The 19,116-nt window shown below is 67.0% G+C and carries 18 protein-coding genes and 1 pseudogene; 5 read left to right on the top strand and 14 right to left on the bottom strand.

The annotated features are described in order from the left end of the window. Positions 1–25: 25 nt before the first annotated feature. From AC2RP6_RS14515 to AC2RP6_RS14575, 13 genes are all read right to left on the bottom strand, one after another. Positions 26–1,492 (bottom strand): tyrosine-type recombinase/integrase, encoded by a 1,467-nt coding sequence (locus tag AC2RP6_RS14515; protein ID WP_486446591.1) that lies wholly within the window; start codon positions 1,490–1,492, stop codon positions 26–28. After that, a complete protein-coding gene (locus tag AC2RP6_RS14520; protein ID WP_329198300.1) occupies positions 1,489–1,680 on the bottom strand; it encodes a helix-turn-helix transcriptional regulator in 192 nt (63 codons plus the stop codon). Before AC2RP6_RS14520 ends, AC2RP6_RS14515 begins: the two co-directional genes overlap by 4 nt. A gap of 336 nt (positions 1,681–2,016) precedes the next feature. Further along, positions 2,017–3,999: a DUF3987 domain-containing protein gene (locus tag AC2RP6_RS14525; protein ID WP_391341564.1), complete on the bottom strand. Its 1,983-nt coding sequence runs from the start codon at positions 3,997–3,999 to the stop codon at positions 2,017–2,019. A gap of 84 nt (positions 4,000–4,083) precedes the next feature. After that, positions 4,084–4,590: a hypothetical protein gene (locus AC2RP6_RS14530; RefSeq protein WP_391341561.1), complete on the bottom strand. Its 507-nt coding sequence runs from the start codon at positions 4,588–4,590 to the stop codon at positions 4,084–4,086. Positions 4,591–4,601: 11 nt separating this feature from the next. Further along, positions 4,602–5,051 (bottom strand): hypothetical protein, encoded by a 450-nt coding sequence (locus AC2RP6_RS14535; RefSeq protein WP_486446592.1) that lies wholly within the window; start codon positions 5,049–5,051, stop codon positions 4,602–4,604. An 11-nt stretch (positions 5,052–5,062) separates the two neighbouring features. Continuing rightward, positions 5,063–5,257, bottom strand: coding sequence for a hypothetical protein (locus AC2RP6_RS14540; RefSeq protein WP_030768821.1), 195 nt, complete (start codon positions 5,255–5,257; stop codon positions 5,063–5,065). 23 nt (positions 5,258–5,280) lie between these two features. Further along, a complete protein-coding gene (locus tag AC2RP6_RS14545) occupies positions 5,281–5,532 on the bottom strand; it encodes a hypothetical protein (protein ID WP_384532659.1) in 252 nt (83 codons plus the stop codon). 139 nt (positions 5,533–5,671) lie between these two features. Next, on the bottom strand, positions 5,672–7,897 hold the full coding sequence (locus tag AC2RP6_RS14550) for a cell division protein FtsK (protein ID WP_486446593.1): 2,226 nt from the start codon (positions 7,895–7,897) through the stop codon (positions 5,672–5,674). Positions 7,898–7,989: 92 nt separating this feature from the next. Further along, a complete protein-coding gene (locus tag AC2RP6_RS14555) occupies positions 7,990–8,373 on the bottom strand; it encodes an RRQRL motif-containing zinc-binding protein (RefSeq protein WP_470184984.1) in 384 nt (127 codons plus the stop codon). Next, positions 8,373–9,461 carry a conjugal transfer protein gene (locus tag AC2RP6_RS14560; protein WP_486446594.1) on the bottom strand — a complete coding sequence of 363 codons (1,089 nt, stop codon included), beginning with the start codon at positions 9,459–9,461 and terminating at the stop codon, positions 8,373–8,375. The genes AC2RP6_RS14555 and AC2RP6_RS14560 overlap by 1 nt, the downstream gene beginning before the upstream one ends. Beyond that, positions 9,461–9,583 (bottom strand): hypothetical protein, encoded by a 123-nt coding sequence (locus tag AC2RP6_RS14565; RefSeq protein ID WP_486446595.1) that lies wholly within the window; start codon positions 9,581–9,583, stop codon positions 9,461–9,463. Before AC2RP6_RS14565 ends, AC2RP6_RS14560 begins: the two co-directional genes overlap by 1 nt. Positions 9,584–9,587: 4 nt before the next feature. Then, positions 9,588–10,106 carry a GGDEF domain-containing protein gene (locus tag AC2RP6_RS14570; protein ID WP_486446596.1) on the bottom strand — a complete coding sequence of 173 codons (519 nt, stop codon included), beginning with the start codon at positions 10,104–10,106 and terminating at the stop codon, positions 9,588–9,590. Then, complete coding sequence (locus tag AC2RP6_RS14575) at positions 10,103–10,405, bottom strand: hypothetical protein (protein ID WP_486446597.1); 303 nt, start codon at positions 10,403–10,405, stop codon at positions 10,103–10,105. Before AC2RP6_RS14575 ends, AC2RP6_RS14570 begins: the two co-directional genes overlap by 4 nt. A 270-nt stretch (positions 10,406–10,675) precedes the next feature. Here AC2RP6_RS14575 and AC2RP6_RS14580 point away from each other — a divergent pair, with 270 nt between their 5' ends. The 5 genes from AC2RP6_RS14580 (at position 10,676) to AC2RP6_RS14600 (ending at position 17,681) form a co-directional block, all read left to right on the top strand. After that, complete coding sequence (locus AC2RP6_RS14580) at positions 10,676–11,053, top strand: winged helix-turn-helix domain-containing protein (protein WP_486446598.1); 378 nt, start codon at positions 10,676–10,678, stop codon at positions 11,051–11,053. 235 nt (positions 11,054–11,288) lie between these two features. After that, positions 11,289–12,707 (top strand): helix-turn-helix domain-containing protein, encoded by a 1,419-nt coding sequence (locus AC2RP6_RS14585; RefSeq protein ID WP_486446599.1) that lies wholly within the window; start codon positions 11,289–11,291, stop codon positions 12,705–12,707. A gap of 41 nt (positions 12,708–12,748) precedes the next feature. Beyond that, complete coding sequence (locus tag AC2RP6_RS14590; RefSeq protein WP_486446600.1) at positions 12,749–13,432, top strand: RibD family protein; 684 nt, start codon at positions 12,749–12,751, stop codon at positions 13,430–13,432. Beyond that, complete coding sequence (locus AC2RP6_RS14595; RefSeq protein WP_486446601.1) at positions 13,429–13,881, top strand: cytidine/deoxycytidylate deaminase family protein; 453 nt, start codon at positions 13,429–13,431, stop codon at positions 13,879–13,881. Before AC2RP6_RS14590 ends, AC2RP6_RS14595 begins: the two co-directional genes overlap by 4 nt. 164 nt (positions 13,882–14,045) lie before the next feature. Then, complete coding sequence (locus AC2RP6_RS14600) at positions 14,046–17,681, top strand: NACHT domain-containing protein (RefSeq protein WP_486446602.1); 3,636 nt, start codon at positions 14,046–14,048, stop codon at positions 17,679–17,681. Between the two features lie 463 nt (positions 17,682–18,144). Here AC2RP6_RS14600 and AC2RP6_RS14605 read toward each other — a convergent pair. Then, positions 18,145–18,825 (bottom strand): annotated as a pseudogene (locus AC2RP6_RS14605) (tyrosine-type recombinase/integrase); the annotation flags it as partial. Positions 18,826–19,116 lie beyond the last annotated feature (291 nt).

Raw genomic sequence — 19,116 nt, forward strand, 5'->3', positions numbered from 1 at the left:
GATTAGTGTGACCCATCCCTCGTGCTCACAGGGGTTCTGCCCACCCCATGGCTTTCGCGATCTTCGCGTTGTTCAGCTCCTCGTGGCCGTCGATGCAGCCTTCGTAGCGTCGGTGGATGACCTCGGGCGAGTTGCCGGCGCGGCGGGCAACCTCGGCGACAGGGACCCCGGCATTCAGCCAGTTCGTAATGCAGGTGTGGCGCAGGTCGTACGGCCGCCGCGCGAGCGGGGAGGCGGCCCGGTCGGGAGGTAGGGCAAATGCTCGTGCCTCCTGCCAGACCCTCCAGTAGCTGGAGGTGCCCAGCACGCCGCCTCGCTCGTTGGCGAAGAGCCGACCGCCCTGAGCGGTGCCGAACTCCTCGATGTGCTCGCGGAGCATCGCCACCAGGATCGGCGGAATGGGCACTGGACGATCCGCCTTGGCCTCCCGGGACTTCAGGCCACGCTTGTCGTGGCGCTTTCCGGAGTCTGTCCACCTCTTGCCCGATACCGGCAGCGTCTCCCGGAGCGTGAGCGTGCCCCACCCCGTTTCGGGGAGGTGGCAGTCCTGCTCCCTCAGGCCGACCGCTTCCGCCGGCCGCATCGCCGCGTAGAGCTGGCAGGCGTAGAAGGCGACGAGTCGTCGCCCGCGGTTGCGGTGGACGGAGCCCACGTAGGAGACCGCTGTCAGGAGCTGGCTTCCCTGGACGGCGTTGACCAGCACCCTGGGGTCCACCGCGTCGCCGCCCTTGGGCCCGGCCCGCTTCACTCCGGTGAGAGGGTTCGCGTCCAGGTAGCCCGACTCGATCGCGTATTCCATGGCGGTGTTGAAGCCGCGGCGCCGACGCTTGTAGGTCTCCCCGGCCGCCGGGGTGTCGTCCAGCTTGAACGAGAGCCGGTACTGGACGTCCCGAAGCACCCGCGGGTCCTGCAGGTCCGAAAGAGGCCGGGAACGCTGCGAGAGCCACGTACAGGGCCGCACGAGCTCCGGCGGAGGCTCCTCGCCCTTGTGCGCCGGTACGACGGCCCAGCGCACCGCCAGCCGTACCTCTTCTGGGGTGGGCGCCTTGGCGCCGTCGCCCATCATCGCAATGGCCACCGTGGCGAGGCTGTCCGCCAGCCCCTCGCGGGTCTTCGCCGCGGCTGTCCGCCACCGGACCGCCATGTACTCGCGGCTGAAGTCCCACCAGGTGGGATCGGGGCGGACGTTCTCTTTGGCCGCGGCTTTCCGGACCTCGGACTCCGGTAAGCCCGATTCGACGTCGAAGGGCTGCCCTTTCGTCATCGCGTTCCAGAGTTCCGAGCGGCGGCTTTCGGCGAGCGCCATGGTGGCGAAGGTGGCGTGCCGGACTTGCCCGGCCACGACCCACCGCAGCTGGTAGGGAGCTGACTTGCTGGAAAGCTTGCTGATCTTCCAGATACGGACATCCGTGGTCAGGGTGAGTTCGGCCGCAGGGGCCGGGCCCCCGCTGTTGCGGGGGCCCGGCACGTTCGCGGTCTTGCGCTTAGTCACGCGGCCTCTTCCAAGGTTGCGATCCAGCGCTCCAGCTCAGAGCGCCTGATCCGCACCGAGCCGTTCGGGAGCTTGATGGCCTTGGGACCCTTCCTCAGCTGCCGCCAGCGGTAGAACGTGGCCAGCGGTACGCCGATCTCTGCAACGACTTGGGGGATGGTCAACATCTCGTCACGCGGTGCGGCCACTGTTCCTCCACGGGGCAGTTCGCTGGGCTACGGGATGGCGGGGCGCCGCAGAAACCGCAGAAACCGCAGAAATGCCGGTATCTACGGCCTGACCTGTGGCGTTCGGGTCCTGCGGGTACGCGCCGCAGAAACCGCGGGAATCTCCGCAGAAATAGGTGGCGGGCCGTGGGGTGAAGCGGCGTCGGTCGCGGGTGCTGATTTCTGCGGGAGTTCCAGGGGTTTCTGCGGCGATCGCCCTGCCGACGTGTCGCCGCTGGTCGGAGCGGGCGGGGCTGGGTTTCTGCGGATTCTGCGGTTTCTGCGGCAAGGCCCAGGGGGTGTGGTCCCGTCGAGGACTCATGCCTTGGGCTCCCGGACGTTCGGGTGGATGAGGTACCGCGGGGCCGGCGGGCGTCCGCGCTTTCCGGTCCGGGGCGGGGTGTCGGTACGGAGGTAGCCGTGTTCCTCCAGGAGCGCGAGGGCGGGCTCCAGCTCGGCGACCGTGGGGAACTCGGAGCGGGACAGCTTGGCGAAGAGATCGCGGCGCGTGATGCTCTCCCACCCGTTGTGCTCCAGGACCGTCAGCAGCGCGCGAGCCCGCGCGAGGGAGGTGTCCGCGCCCATAAGGTCGAAGACGGTCAAGGCGTGCGCGGTGAAGTAGTCCGCGATCTCGATGGCGGCGCGCAGGGTGGCCTCGGTGATCGGGTCGTGGCTGCCGCCGTCGATGTGGGCCGCCAGGTGGAGAAGTCCGGCGATACGGGCGGTGGCGCCGATGAGCTTTCCCGCCCATTTGTCGATGTGGCCGAGCCTGCCGCCCTTGGCTTTCAGTTGCGGCTCCAGCCGCTCCTCGTAGGCGATCAGGGCGCGATCGGCTTCCGGGGTGAGCTGGAGGACGAGCGGGTCGGTCCAGTCGGCCAGGCGAAGGGTCAGCGCGTACACGTTGCGCTCGTACGTCGCCGCCACGACGACCGGCACCTGGTCCGGGTTGATCCTGCGGTGGCCGACCAGAGATTCGGGCAGGCAGTACAGGAAGCGGGCCAGCAGGCCGCGGCCGTCGAAGCCGCGATTCTTGCCGATCTCTTCGAGAACGCTGGGCTGGACGGCCAGGCCCATGGTCAGGGCGGGGGCTTCGATGAACTCCTCGCGGCTCCGGCGGTCCACTCGGAGGCGGTCGCCGGCGTGGCCTTTGAGGAAGACCTCCATGTTGGGGATGCCTGAGTACCGCCCGGCGATGATGTCGAAGATGCCGCCTTCGGCCGACATGACCGCGAGCCTGCCGCCCTGCTCGGCGAGCAGGGTGGTGATGACTTCGGGGGTGGCGTCATCCGCGAGCAGGCGCGGGCTGGCGGGCACGGTCAGGGACTCGGCTACCTGGGCGAGGCCGATGGCCTCAGCGATCAGGTTGTCCCGCTCGGGTCCCTCCGCCTTCGCGGCTTGGGCCGCGGTCTTGTCGGCTGCCTCGCGGGCCATCTTCGCGGTGACCTCGGCCTCCACGATCGTGAGGCTCGCACCCTCCACCATGCTCTTCTCCGCCTCGTAGAGCGGTCGGGTCATCGCGGCGAAGACCGAGGACTTCCGATTCGCGGGACCGAGCGCGACGACAACGAAGAGGTTGGTGGGCTCCCTCCAGCGGCCCCGGACCTGGACCACGGAACGGCCGCCGCAAGCGGTGGACAGGACCGAGAGGGCGAGGGCTCCCGCCATGTCGGGCGGGGTCTGGGTCTCCTCGGCGACGGCGGCGACGTATTCGGCGAGCCACCCGGGGAGGGCGTGTGTGGGGAAGGCGGGGAGCTTGGGCTGGACGTTGAGAGGGATGGGCTCCGCCCATACGCCCGGGATCGTCTCGGCGCCCAGGGCCAGGGCCTCGCGCAGGTCGTCGTCCGTCGCGTTCGGGGACATGCCGGCCTGCACGATGCGCGTACCGGCCTCGATGCTGCGGCGGCGCCGAGCCAGCTGGTGGACGATCCCGGCGTAGTACTCGGCATTGGCCGTGCTGGGGACCGCCTGCACCAGAGCGTGGAGATAGGTCCGCCCACCGACCTTGCCGAGGACGCCCACGTGGTCCAGGTAGTGGCCGAGGGTGATGGGGTCTGCGGCCTGGCCCTGGCCGTGCAGGTCGAGAATCGCGCGGTGGATCGTCTCGTGCGCAGGGCGGTAGTGGTCGGCGGGGGTCATCGCGGCGGCCACCTGGACGGCGACCTCCGGGGCGAGCATCAGGGCGCCGACGACGGCCTGTTCGGCCTCCAGGTCGTGCGGCGGCACGCGCTCCAGGCTGCCGGTGGGTGCTGCCCGCAGGGGCACCACGGAGGCGTACTGCTCCGACTCGGGTTCGGGTGTCATGCTGGTGGTCTCCTGTTTCTGTCGAAGGGACGGAGAACCGGGGCGGTCGCGGTCTTTGGCGAGAGGCGACCGCCCCGGGCACAGCTAGTGGTGCCGGATCCAGAGGGCGTACTCCTGGCGGACGTAGCCGCGGGGGTCTCGGATGCTGTCCGGGTGGTCCGGCGTGTACGGGCCGTCGGCGTAGCCGCTGGGGCCGAAGCCGGCGGTCTGGTCGATGTCCATCAAGCGGCGGGCCGCTTCGACGGCGAGGGTGGCGGCGTCGCCGCTCACGGGGTCGTCGTCGGTGAGGGCGATCCGGTCCAGGAGAGCGGCCTTGCGGAGCCAGAACTCCCGGACGTGGACTCCGTGCAGGCAGTCTCGGACTCCTCGGGCGGTCCATCCGATTTCGCTGATGACGCTCGGTGCGGCGGTGTAGGCGGCGTCGGGAGCGGGCCAGTGGCTCGGCTGCTGCTCGGCGGTGACGTACAGCCGGACGCGCTCGCCGTCGCGGGTGGGGTGCCGCCGGACCGGGCCGGTCGTGAACGTCTCGGACAGGGCCTTGGTGATCTCGGGCGCCTCGGTCGGGCTGCAGATCACGCGGATCTCGAACATGGATGGCTCCTTCACCCTCGGAAGTTGTTGCGCTTGAAGACGGCTCGGCGGATGTTGACGACCGTCCCGCCGCTGCCGCGTCCGTGGTTGGCGCCGAGGACCTGGGTGGCGATGAAGCCGCCGAAGATGACGGCGGCCAGGACGACGAGCTGCTGGATGAGTGCGGCGACGGCCGCGATGAAGGTGGTCAGGAGCATCAGCCCGCCGCAGGCCGCGGCGAACCCGATCCCGCCGAGGGCGATGTTGATGGCGAGCGGGTTGATGGCCGACCGCTCCGGGACGGGCTCGGGGGCCTTGGCGGGGGCGACGGCGTAGCCCGTGATGATGCGGCCGTCCGGGAGCTGGATGGTCCGGATGTCCGGGACGGCGTGCGGGTGGTGGACGGCCAGCGGAGCGGGCGCGAGGGGGATCGGGTGGTGGGTCTCGTTGGTCTCCCGGCGGGCGGGGGTGTGGTGGTTCACGGCGGTGCCTCCTACTCGGCGATGTCGGTGACCGCGACGGCAGCGGACTTCACGAGGTTGGTGATGGGCTCGTAGGCGCCGGTCCCGGCGGTGAAGAAGCCGAAGAGGAACAGGACCATCGCGGCTCCGGCCCCGGCGGACTTGGACTTGAGGACGAAGAAGGATCCGGCCCCGAAGAGCAGGACCGCGGAGATGGTGAAGGTCATGGCGACTCCAGTCGGTGTGGGGTTCAGCGGGTGCCGTTGCGGTAGGTGCGGGCCCACAGGTTGTAGAGGTGGCGGCCGACGCGGATGCGGATGCCGTGGCCGTCGCAACGGCGGCAGTGCTTGCCGCGCTTGGGCTTGCCCTTGCGGTCGTGGGTGAGGGCGAAGCCGAGCCCGTTGCACTTGCGGCAGCGGCCGAACGGCGAGGCCGCACACAGGCCCGCGTAACCGAGCGTGAACAACAGGGTGAGGACGCTAGCGAGCAGGAAGAGAGTCACAAGAGGCCTCCAGGGCGGGGTTCGGTGGTTTCCGCAGGTGGGCCGCTATCTGCTAGCGACCTGATCAGGTGGCGTACCGGCCGCTAGCGGGGTCGCTAGCGCTAGCGACGTCCGCTGCTAGCACCAGCGACCCGTGGGGCTAGCCCGCGTCCCGGTTCTTGTTGCGCTCTGTAATCGCCTTGGCGATGTGGGCGCGTTCGATGCCGCGCTTGTTGACGGTCTTGCCGTCGATGCGGCGGCCGATCTGGTCGGTGCCGATGCCGTACGGCTTGAGCGCCGCGGTGAGCTGTTCGGCCTTGGGCTTCGGCTCCATCTCGGCCCACGGCCCGTAGACCTCGGGGCGGTGCTCGGCGAGCCGGTCCACGATGGTCTCGGACCAGATCTTGGCCTCGCCCTTGCCGATGACGGCGGCGATGTCGTCCAGGATCGTGGCGAGCGCGGCATCGGCCGGCGCCTCTCCGGCGGCGTCGCCGCTGAGCGTGCCCTCCGCCTGCCGGAGCGCCTGGGCGCGGCTGAGGATGGTCTCCGCGTCACGGCCGTCGGCGAGGTAGGTGCGGACGATGCCGGCGTCGTCGGACATGCCCTTGAGCAGGCCGACTCCCTTGTGGGACTTCAGGAGCCGGGAGGCGTCCAGGCCTTCGCCGTACGAACCGGCGCCGAGGATGGTCTCCGAGACCTGGTAGGCGCCGACCCGCAGGGCGAATCGGGCCTGGTGCTGGTCGCGGAGCACGGACGGGCAGGCGGTGTCGTCGGGCTTCTGCGTCGCGGTCATCACCGAGACACCGACGGCCGGCGCGACGCGGGCGAGGAAGACCAGCAGGTCAAGGATGGTCTTCCCGTGGACGGGGTGCATCAGGTACTCCTGCACCTCATCCACCACGAAGAGCACGAGCGGCATGCCGTACTTCTTGTCCCGCGAGATGGTCGGGGTGAGCTTGCCCTCCGGGCAGACGTGCAGGGGGAGTTCGGAGAGCCGGTGGTAGCGGTCCTCCACGTCGGCCTTGAGCTCCTGAAGCGAGTTGACCAGGTGCATGACCGGGTCCACGCCGCTCTGCGGGACGGTGCCGAAGCCGACGCGGTGGGCGACCATCGCGAACTTCCGCCAGTCCGGGGATGCCTTGCCGTCGAACACGTACAGGCGGACGTACGGGTCCAAGGCCGCGGCGAGGGCGATGGTGCGGGCAGAGAACGTCTTGCCCTGCCGGGGCACGGCGCCGACGAGGAGCGAGAGCCACAGCATGCTGATCTCCACCTCGACTCCGCGTTCGTCGCGGCCCCAGGGGAAGGGTTTCCAGAAGTCCACGCGGTCCGCGCCGAGGAGCGGGGTGCGGCCGGTCGGGACGGCGAGGGGGTCGCGGTTGGCCACCCACATGGAGACGCGGCGCGAGCTGGTCGTATCGCGGTCGAGGAACACCTGTGTCTCGGCGACGTCGATGCCCGAGGCGAGCGCGTCGCGCTTCTTGACCGCGTCGGAGAACGTCTTGCCGTACGGGAGGTCCACGACCACGCGCCAGCCGTCGCCGTCCTGCCGGATGGGCTGCGGGAAGGCGATGCCCTGGTCCGGCTTGGTCAGTCCGGCGGCGAGGAAGGCGCGGGTGACGATGTCCGAGGTCAGCTTGCGGTGGCGGAACTTCACCTTGGCCGCATCGATCAGCGGCCGGTCCGCCGGCGTGCCCGCCCACCCAAGTGCTCCGGTCAGGGCGACCAGGGCCAGGGTCAGGAGCCAGGCCGGGGCCAGTACCCACATGGCCAGAGCCGCGCCGAGGCCGATCACGCCGGCCAGGGTGGCGATGATGCTGCGCAGCTTCACCCGCGCGTCCCGCTGCCGGGAGAGCTTGAGGTACTCCCCCGCGTCCTCAGTACGGACTGCCGCGAGGCGGACGGGAAGGCCTTCGGCGTCGGACACCCAACGGCCGCTCGCACCCACCCAGCGGAAGGCACCGCGCGGGGCGTAGGCCAGGAGCTTCGCCGAGTACACGGGGGTCCGCACCAGGTGATAGGCGGTGGTCTGGCCGTAGTGGCCGGCCGCCCACTTGGCCACGGCGGCCCGCTGCTTGGCGCTGGTCAGCCAGTCCGGGAGCACCGGCCGACGGGCCTTGTCCTTGGCCTCGATCACCTCGGCGATCGAGGGCGGGAACTCGTGCTTGGGCGGGTCCACCGGATCGCCCTCGGCGACCTCGCCGTCGCCGTCCGGCTGGTCGTCGGGGAGTTCGGCCTCCCACTCCCCCGGCCTGGCTTCGCCCGGGGCCAGCGGCTCGGTCTTGCCCTTCTTCGCGGGGAACGGCAGGACCGCCGCCGACCCCGGGGAGTTCTGCGTGCTGTCCGGCTCTTCGCCGGACTGCTCGATGACGTGGATCTCAGACACGATGGATCTGCTCCCTCTGTGGAGGCGGGAAGGGGCCCGGGCGGCGCTTCGGACGGCCGACCGCCCGGGCCTGGTACTCGTGATCTGCGCGGTCAGGCGGCGCGCTGTTCTTCGGGGTAGGCGCAGGGCACGCACATGCCGAGCGAGGCCGGGATGACGTATCCGGCGTCGGTGGAGCACTGAGGGCAGGTGCGGCGGGCGAGCATCGCCAGAGCGAGCGCTCCCCACTTGCGCGAGGTCATGGGCCGAACCGGCTTGGCCAGGTCAACGCGGTACAGGTAGGCCACGAGCGGCTCACGCCGGAACCGGGGCCGCAGGAGCTGCGCGGCGATCGGCTGGCCACCGGGCCGCAGCCCCTCGGCGCGGAGTTGGCGGCGGGTCGCCAGGCCCTCGGGAGCCAGGCGCCACGGGTAGGTCGGTATCCCGAAACGGGCGCCGTCCGGGTCGAAGCACTTGGCGAACGTCAGCGACGTCATCAGGCTGCCTCGGGCTCGGCACGCTCGGCCCTGAGCGCATCACGCAGCGTCCGGCCGTTGGCGGACGACGTACGAACCGCCTTGCGGATCCTCTCCGCAGTCAACTCGACGTCGGGCCAGTCGGCTGTGACCGACCGGGCCTCGGCAAGGAGTTCATCCGGCGTGCGAGTCGGTCGGGGCGTACGGGCCGACTGCGGCACCCGACCGGTCGCCCGGCGCGGAGCGGACTCCGCGGCCGCGACCGCCTTCGGTGGAGCCGACTGGGGTAGCTCTACCGGCTCAGCCGCCGACACCGACTCGCCCCGTCCGGCCGCCTCGATGGCGGGAACCGGGTCGGCCGACTCGGGAGGGGATACGCAGGCAGCAACGGTCGAGCTCTCGGCAGTCGACTTGTGCAGGTCAGACCCCAACCGATTTTCGATGATCTCAGGCGTTACATCCTGATCTGCGGTGCCGGTGAACATGGCGGCGAGGGCGGCGTCAGCACCGCTGGTGAGCCGGTCGCGCTGGACGTGCAGGAGCCTGGCGCCCAGCGACGCGTCGCCCAGCCCCACCTTCCGGGCCAGCCGCCACGACGTCCGGTCGGACCACTTCCGCACCCAACACGACGGATGGTTCGCGGCCCGACCTCGGTGGTACGCCAGGGCACGCACCACGGCGGCTGCCTTGGCTTCGGCCTCGGCGTCGCGACCGTCCTGGTGGACCACGATCCGCCGGGCCAGGAACGCCATGCCCTCGGCCGACACGCACATGCCCATCGGCGTCACGGCGTAGATCACCGTGCGGCCCGGGCCATCAGCGGCCATCGCGGCCATGACCGAGGCGGCGGCGGGCAAGGCCCACAAGCCCACCCTGATGATCCCCGGGGAGGACTGCCCCAGCATCGTCAGGCCGAGCAGCACCAGCGCCAGGACGGCGGTCGCACCCTCACCGGCCGCCACCGCTCCCACCGCTGTACCCGAACCGTAGGCACGGCGGATGTTGCTGAAGGTGCCCGCTCCACCAGCAACGCCGGTGGCCACCATGGGCACGAACGCGGCCGTCAGAACGACCCTCTGCACCTTGGTCAGCGACCTGCGAGACGTCATCACGCCGCCTCCCCACCGGTGCCACGTCGGCCGTCCCGGCGGCCGTTGACCGTACGCAGCTCCGGCACCGTCAACCGCTGCGCGATGCGCCAGCCCCCACCGCGCTGCTTGGCCCGGTACATCTGCTCATCCGCACGGCGCAGCAGAGTGGAGAAGCTCCGCGGCGCCGGCGCGGTAGTAGGCGGCCCCGATCGACGCGTGCACCTCGACTAGGTGGCCGGCGAACGGCACCGGCCGGTCCAGTCGCGCGGTGAGCACGTGCAGGTCCGCGCGGAGCTTGTCGACGCCGTAGCCGGGGATGACGGCGGCGAACTCGTCCCCGCCCAGACGACCGGCCACACCGGCGCGCTCCTCGGCCCACCCGCCCAGGCGCTGGCCGGTGGCGCGGATGATCGCGTCTCCGGCCGCGTGGCCGAGGGTGTCGTTGATCTCCTTGAACCGGTTGAGGTCCAGGACGACTACGGCGAGCTGGCGCTTCCGGGCGAGGCTCTTGCGAGCTCGTTCCTCGAACGGGTCCCGCGTCCACAGGTCGGTGAGCGGGTCGCGGCGGGCAGTCTCGATCCGGCGCCGCATCCACAGGCTGTGAACCGACCAGCCGGACGCGAGCGGTAAGGCGACGGACAGGGTGGTCAGGGTGTGGCTCATGCCGCGGCCCCCTTGCCGCCCTTGTGCGCCGAGCGGCTGCCGGCGGGCCGCCGCACCAGCGGGGCGATGTTGAACAGCTCCGGGGCGTTGGCCTCGATCACCTGGGCGGCGATCCGGCTCACGTCGTCGGGCAGGTTGGGGTTCTCGGCGAGGATGTCGCGGGCCGCGTCCATGCGGGCCGCGCGCTCCTCCTCGGTCTCCCCCTCCACCCCGAGCCAGAGCTCCAGCGGGGTACCGAGGGCCAGTTCGATGAACTCGTCAACACTGGCGGCCTCCTGGCCGCCGATGTACGCACGCATCGTCGTTCTCCTGAAGTCGAAGGGATGCCGAGGCAGTCGCGGTCTTTGGCGAGAGGCGACCGGCCCCGGGGATAGAGCGGGCCTTCCGGGCAGGGCAAACGAGGGTCGATCGCACCTACCGGCATGGCAGTTGCGGCCTGTTGAGCCGCGCTTCCGCGCGGCTGGACTCTGCCTCAGAGTGCACTGTGAGGCAGAGTTGCGCAAGCCCTTCTCCGGGGGCGAGCGGGGCGGGCGCTAGCTCTCCCTGTGCCGCTTGGGCACACTGAGGCAGTGACAGCGAAGAGACATGGGGTGCAGATGGTCGAGTGGACCGGCAAGCCTGCCTATCAGCAGGTGGCGGAGCAGCTGCGGCGGAGGATCGCGGCCGGCGAGTTCGCGGAGTCCCGCAAGCTGCCGTCCCTGGCAGACCTCCAGGCAACGTACGGCGTCACCGTGACCGTGGCTCGCGACGCCATCCGCCAGCTCAAGACGGACGGCCTCGCGGTCAGCCATCAGGGCAAGGGGGCGTTCCTGACTGCGGAGGCCTCCGACGCCGCGAAGCTCGCCAGCCCGGAGAACGCGATCGCCGAACTCCGCGACCAGGTTGCCCGGCTCCAGGGCGAGGTCGCCGAACTCCGCGAGCGGGTCGCGGGGCTGGAGGAGAAGTAGGCCCTGGCGCCCGCCGCGCCGGCCGTGGCCGACGGGGCGCGTGATGGGTTCACGAGCGGCAGCTGTTGTCACGATCTTGCCCCCTTCGTTCGGATCGAATGGAGGGCTCCGACCTGCGTCGCTAGGCTGTCGTCCGCCCCTCTGCACCCTTTGTAGAACGGGCAGTTGAGTGACCGACAGGTCTGCAATGTGGCCGCCAGGAGGCGGCCACATAGGCCGCATGAGGGGGGGACGAGTGGGGCAGCGACCGAACGACCTGACACCGCATGCAAGCCCTCAGCACTACCTCGGCGCCGAAATGCGCGCCTGGCGCACGCAGCGGGGCTTATCACTGGGCAAGCTCAGCCGATCGATCCTGTTCAACACCAGCTACATGGCCCGTGTGGAACGCGGCGGGCAGGCGGCGTCGGCCGACCTGGTCAGGGCGTACGACGACGCGCTCGGCGCCAGCGGCTCGCTCGTACGGCTCCACTCGTCGATCCTCGAAGGGGCCAGCCTGGAGGCCCTTTCCACGGTGGATGTGGCTAAACGAGGGCCCCATGTGGCCAACGGCTCTGTGGCCCTGGCTGAGGAACCGGAGACTCAGGCACCGTCGGAGGAGGGGATGTCCGTCCCCGTTCGTTCCGATGACGGAAGGATCATCTTCGTGTCCCTGTCCCGAAGGGCTCTGATCGGCGCGCTCGGCGCTGGTGCCGCGATCGCTGCGACCTCCGACCTCTCCGCAGCGGCGAGCCCTGCCCCACGCTCCGATCTCATCGCCTCCGGGGCCGACCCGATCGAGCTTCTCCAGGCCACCCGACGAGTGCTGATCGACAACGACAACCTGTTCGGCCCCCATCGGGTGATACCGACGGTGCAGCAGCAGATCGCCGCCATCAAGGAACTGCGGGCGGATCGCCGCGGAACCGATCGCCGGAAGCTCCTCCAGCTGCAGACCCAGTACTCGGAACTCTGCGGCTGGCTCTACCAGGACCTCGGGGACTTCCGCGCTGCCCAGCATTGGATGCGTGAGGCCCTGGAGGCCTCCCACATGGCGGGCGACGACGAGCTCACCACATACATCCTGGCCCGCCGCAGTCAGCTTGCTGGCGACATGAACGACCCGATCGAGGCGGTCGACGTCGCTGAGGCCGCGGAGGACCGAGCCGCGCCGAGGAGTCGTCTGGCGGCAGTGGCTGCAACGTACGGGGCCCACGGGCACGCTCTCCGGAAAGACCCGCTGATGGCTCAGCGGGCATACGAGCATGCGCGGGAACTCCTCGCTCGGATGGACCCGGATCCCACCTCTCCATGGGGTGTGTGGCTCGATGGCGCGTACATAGATGTGCAGCGAGCACACAGCCTTGCCGCCCTCGGAGACCATCACGGAGCGGCTGCAGGCTTCCGGGATGCCATCAGCCGACTGCCCGCCGGCTACCACCGTGACCGCGGCGTCTACCTGGGACGGGAGGCCGTCTCCCGGGCACGCGCGGGCGAGGCCGAGCAGGCCGCTTCCGCGGGACTGCAGGCCTTGGCCGTCGCGAAGGAAACCGGGTCCGACCGCATTGCGCGGGAGCTGGCCCAGCTCGATGGAGTACTTGATCAATGGCGTACGGTCCCTGGCGTGAGCGACTTCAAGGACGCCCTGACCGAGGCAGTACTGCGCCAGGCCTGAACAAACTCCCTCCGCCCTGACCAGCACATGAAGGAGCCCCTATGCCCCGCCCGTACGTCCTGCTGAGCGTGGCCACATCCGTGGACGGCTACATCGACGACACCAGTACCGAACGACTCCTGCTGAGCAACAGCGAGGACTTCGACCGAGTGGACCAGGTGCGCGCCGAGTCGGACGCCATCCTGATCGGCGCCGGCACGATACGGTCCGACAACCCCCGACTGCTGGTGAACAGCGACAAGCGGCGCGCAGCGCGGGTGGCCGCAGGGAAGCCCGCCTACCCTCTCAAGGTCACCATCTCCGCGAGCGGAGACCTGGAGTCCGACCTGAAGTTCTGGCACCACGGCGGAGAGAAGCTCGCCTACACCACGGACGCGGGCGAGGGGAAGCTCCGCGAGCGCCTCGCCGGCCTTGCGGACGTGGTCTCCACGGGCCCGGCCATCGACTTCGGCGCCCTGCTGGACGACCTCGGCGCCCGCGGCATAGAGCGGCTGATGGTGGAGGGCGGCGGACAGATCCACACCGCGTTCCTCTCCCAGGGCCTGGCCGACGAGATCCACCTGGCCATTGCACCCCTGGTCGTCGGCGACCCAGGCGCCCCCCGCTTCCTGAACCCCGCCACGTACCCCGGCGGCTCCACCCGCCGAATGCACCTCGCCGAGGCCAGCACGATCGGCGACGTCGTCCTTCTCCGCTACCTGCCAAAGCAGGAGGGCTCCGCATGACGCACGCCGACGATGTGACCTGGATGGAACGGGCCATCGAACTCTCCCGCAAGTGTCCGCCGGCCGAGGGCGCCTTCTCCGTCGGCGCCATCATCGTGGGCGCGGAGGGCGAGGAGCTGGCCAACGGCTACTCCCGCGAGACGGACGCACACGTCCACGCCGAAGAATCAGCCCTGGCCAAGCTCCCGACGGACGACCCCCGCCTGGCCGGTGCCACGCTCTACAGCACGCTGGAACCCTGCTCGGAGCGCAAGTCCCGCCCCCTCACCTGCACCCAGCTGATCCTCCGCTCCCCCATCCGCCGCGTGGTCATCGCGTGGCGCGAGCCAAGCATCTTGGTGGCCGACTGCGTGGGCGTCGAAACCCTCCGCGCAAAGGCCATTGACGTACTTGAACTCACAGAGCTGGCTACCCAGGCACGCGCGGTGAATGCCCACCTTCGACCATAGGTAGCCGGGCGGACAGCCTGATGTCCCGAGCTAAGGGGCCGGGTTGACACGCGCTTCGTCACGGCATCTCCGGCGCAAAGTCAGCGATTCAGGGGCCAACTTGACTATCTGTCGCTAATCTCGGGGTGTAAGAATCCTGGACAGCTGAGAGTCGGGTCAAGATCATGCCTGAGATCATCACTACAGCCGCTGGCCTCCTTGGGAGGCTTGCGGCCGAGCCTGCCAAGGCTGCGGCCATGCGTCGAGCTGCTGTCATCAAAACTCTCAAGACACTTCGACTTGACCCGAATCAACCCCCTAAGGATTTCGAAAGCCTCTACGCATACGCGCTGGTTGAGCAGCTTTACGGGCGCCCCGAACCCGTGCTACGCCTTTTCCAGGATAAATATGTACAGAAATCCTTCAAAGAGTCCTTCGATACCGATGACTGGTCGAAGGTTCGAGTGGAAATCGACCTGGCGGTCGAAAGAAATCGCGAGACTCGAGAATTCGGCCACTTCGGCGTAGATATAGAAAAGACTTTGGCCGAGTTTGTCGAAAAATTCCATGAGCTTGTAAGTCGGAGTCGAGACGCTCATGCTACACGTTTTGAGAACAAAATCGATCAGTTGCTCGATGAAGTACTTCGAACTCGGAGCGCCGAGGAGGCTTATCGCCTCGCAGAAAATCCGGAACGCGCCAGCGTAAGCCCCGCGGAACGACTGCGAGACGATGCGCAGCATTGGTTCAGTGCAGTGGGTTATCAAATTGAGCGAACGTGGTCACCTAACCATGACTCATCAGCCCTACTGGTCCATGTACCCACTCGCCGACCTGGCCGATTCGATCGAGTTGTAGTTCTTTGCGTTGATGGCGAGCTCAGCCTGCACCAGCTAGAGCTCCTGGAAGCTCTCACTCAACAGGAGAGTGCGGCAGAGGGCTGGGGCGTTGCCCGGCTCCGAATTAGCGAAGCTGCGCGGCGGAAAGCAGCGGATTCCAACGATAGATTCTCCTGCTTCTCGTTTGACGAACTTATCGACCTAGAAGTGGACTTCGAGCCATATATCGATTGGCTGCAAAGTGAAGTCAAGAAGCGCATGATTGACACTCGTTACGTGCCACTCTCCTGCCGCAAAGAGGAGATCGACCCCGCCACCGGCGAGGCGCTCGACGTCAGCAAATACGACTGGAAAGATGGCGGTCTCAATCGGTATGTAGAAACATGGCTTACCGATCCCACCAAAAAGCATCTTTCGCTTCTCGGCGAGTTCGGGATGGGCAAGTCATGGTTCAGCATGCACTTTGCCCATGAATTGGCTCAGGCATGGAAGGATGCAAAAGGTCGCGGAGTCCCTCGACCGAGAGTGCCCCTCGTAATACCTCTGCGCGACTACGCCAAACAGACTTCCGTTTCAGGCCTGCTCTCAGAGTTCTTTTTCAACAAGCATAAAATTGGACTTCGTAGCTACGACGTCTTCAGCGTACTAAACCGCATGGGGCGACTGCTCCTCATTTTTGACGGTTTCGACGAAATGGCATCACGAACTGACCGCAATACAATGGTGGCGAACTTCTGGGAGCTGGCCAAGGCTGCCGAGCCTGGCGCCAAAGTGCTGTTGAGCAGCAGAACTGAGCACTTCCCAGAAGCCAAGGAAGCCCGCGACCTATTTGAGGCACGAGTCTCGGCATCCTCGTCTCCTTATCCGTCAGACGGGCCCACTTTCGAGATCGTAGAACTCGTCCCGTTTGACGACGTCCAGATTGAAACAATGCTTGGACATCTCCTTGGTCGAGACAAAGTCAAGTCGGTTATGTCAAACGAGGTCGTCCGTGACCTGATGCGCCGACCTGTCATGTCAGAGCTAGTCATCGATGCCCTGCCGGAAATCGAAAAGGGATCCCCCGTAGATCTCACTCGAATTTACCTCTACGCCATCAAGCACAAGATGGATAGAGATGTGACCTCGGAGCGAACCTTCACGTCGCGCGCAGATAAGCTGCTGTTCCTCAGTGAGGTTGCATGGGAGATGCTGAGGACCAATCAGCTGACTCTGAACTACCGCGACTTTCCCGATAAACTCCGAGCCTGTTTCGGGCCCGCCGTCGAAAGCAGCAAGGATCTGGACTACTGGGAACAGGACATGCGCAATCAGGGGATGCTGGTGCGCAACGCGGAAGGAGATTACGGCCCATCACACAAGTCTCTGCTGGAGTTTCTGACGGCGTACAAATATGCGGCAGAGCTGGGCCTTCTAGCTGGCGACTTCCTTGGGCTGATTCCGCGATCGAATATTTCGGAGGCCGAGTCGTACTCGTGGTCGGAATATTTCTCGCTCCGACGCGGGGATGGGTCATTGCCTGACATTCGGCACGTCGCGGCGGAGGAAGCTGAAAAGCTCGCCGCATCCTTCGGCACAGACGAGTTTAATCCTGTTGTTTACGACTTTCTCGCTAGCATGATGCGCGAGCACCCAAGTTTTGCCGATGTTCTGATCGCCCACATCCAATCCACTCGCGAGCTCATTGACGCCAGATCGCTCGGCGGAAACTGCGCCAATCTACTCGGGTACGGCAGGGGAACCCTGGCCGGTGCAGATCTGAAAGGCGTTGACCTGGCCGGATTCCGGCAAGTGGACCTTCCGCAGCCCCACATGTCTCTCCGCGACGTCAACCTGCGGGGGGCGAAACTGGGGAACGTCAACCTTGGGTCTATTGACAAGAAAGACGCAGATTTCACGGATGCTGTCCTGCGGGGAAGTCATTTTTTGATCAGTGCCCGACACGCATTTTTGGCTGTAGAACATTGTGATGGCTCAGTGAGTGCACTCATTGCGGACTCCTCTACGGAGGAAGAGGTGCCGGGAAAGCTCCTCCGGTGGCTTGATGGCGATCTGTCATCACATCCGGCAGAGATCGAGTTGGAGAACGATAGGGACCCACATATCTGGTGGCGCTCAGGGATTTTTGATGGTCCTCACGGAAACTGGTGGGGATACTCTGATGGATCTAACACATTCATTGTGTCTCATGCTACACAGGAGGTGATCCGTCAGATCGAAGGGTCCGCAACCGGCGCTATTGCCTGGGGCGATAGAGAGGCCCTTGTGTTCCAGTACGAACCCGACCGAACGGGACTGGGCTGGAGATTCGTGGACGCCGAGACGAGTGAAACTCTCGCCGAGCCAAGCGGCCTCGACGAACCCGACGCCATGGCCTACTCGTACTATGAGACCCAGTCGACTCTAAGGGTGTGGACCAAGTCGGATCGCTGGACAAAGGTTTTCGAGTTCAAGGCTGGCCAAGTCGAGTGGGAGCAGATGCTAGGGCTTCCTGTTGGAACTGGCCACGCGGTCTCTCAGAATCGTCACGTCACGAGGGCCATGGACGACGGCGAGCTCATCTACGTCGCAGGGTGCGGGGGCGAGTCGCTCCAGTTCGCAAAGGGTCTGATTGATCCAGCCATGGCGCACCTGGCCGAATCTCAGAATCTCTCATTTAGTCACGATAACGAATTTGTAGCCATTAATCGTGAGGGCGAGCTCTCGGTATGGCGCACAAGGCCAGGGCCTTGGGAAGAGTTGTGGTCCGTGGAATTTGGCGCCAGAATCTGGACATCCCAAATCTCTCGGAACAGCTCTCAACTCCTAGTGGTGACGGACGCTGGAGAATTGCACAAGTACGCTCTAGTCACGGGAGAATTCCTTTCCATGCAGGCTCTAAATATGCATCTTTCTGGGGCAAAGATTTCACATCGGTCAGGCCTAAGTGATGCTGAGGTTCTTTCCGCAATGCGAGCTGGAGCCATCTTCAGCGCGGAATGACAGCTCGCGGCGAAGTCCACGAACCTGTTGTCACTGCCATGATCTGCTCGTACCTCGACCACCCAGCCCGCCTGTAGCGGTACCTGGGGGCGCTACGCCTGGGGGCAGACCCAGATCCGTGTGAGTAGCGTGTGAAGCCGGAACCAGAATGCGGCACTTCTCATGTTCCTGCAGGTCTGTCGTAGGAGAGCATCTCAATCACGTATGCCCTCCGGAGCCGTGTGCGCAGGTTCGAATCCTGCCGGGGGCACTTCGCAGGAAGTGCCCAAAGACCCCGCCATCAGCGGCAACGCTGAAGCCGGGGTCTTCGCGTATGTGCAGCCATGTGCCAGGCAATGCAGCCCCATGACACCCCCTGCGGCCTATTCGCGGCCTGGAACTCTCCACAACTGCCCAGGTCAGCCGGGGAAAAGCGAAGGCCCCCAGGTTTCCCCAGGGGCCTCGGGCCGCAACGGCTCACCTCTCACTCGTACTCGCGGAGCAGCTCCTCGATCCGCCGGTTGCCGACCTCCTGCCGACCGTCGAGGCACTTGGCGTACCGGCCGAGGAGCACCTCCACGCTGTTGCCCGCGCGCGCCGCGACCTCGGTCGGGTCGACACCCGCGTTCAGCCAGGTGGAGAGCGCCGAGTGCCGCAGGTCGTACGGCCGCCGCGCGAGCGGGGAAGCGACGACGGCCGGCGGCAGGGCCAGGAGCCGCGCCTCCTGCCAGGCCCGGTAGTACGTCGAGGACGACACCACTCCCCCGCCCTCGCTGTAGAAGAGCCGACCGTCCGGCGCGGTCCCGAAGGTGTCGACGTGCTCCAGCAGGACGGCGACGAGCTGCGGCGGGATAGGCACGCGCCGCACCTCTTCGGCGGGCCGGTTCTTGAGCCCGCGGTCGTCGTGACTCAGCCCGGAGTCGGTCCACAGCTTCCCGACGCTCGGCCGGGACCGGTTCAGCAGGGCCTCTCCCCAGCCGCTGTACGGGAGGGTGAGATCAGGCAGGGACAGCCCGACCGCCTCAGCGGGCCGGAAGCCCCCGAAGTACATCCCGGCGAAGAGTCCGACCAGGCGCCGGCCGCGGGCCCGCTTGTAGCCGCCGACGTAGGACACGGCGCACAGCAGTGATCGCGCCTGCTCCGGATTCGCCACGACACGGGGATCCGCCCACAGACCTGCAGCCAACGAACCCTGAGGTGAAGATCCTACGTTGCGTTCTGCGGCGCCTCCCCCGGAGTCCGGCCTCTCGTAACCAATCTCCCGCTCACTGCGAGCGATCTCGGGTCTTGCGTGACGGGGAGGCCGGGGAGATGCCCAATCAACCTGAGACACAGTCCCGAAATTGTTGCTGCTTGCTGGCGACATTCATCAGGCCATACGATCGTTCTCGCCGTACGCGACTTCCCCGTTACCATGAGTGACAGAGTGCGTGCCGAGTAGAAGGTGTCTGCGTCG

It is taken from the genome of Streptomyces sp. WAC03905, from assembly GCF_057371075.1.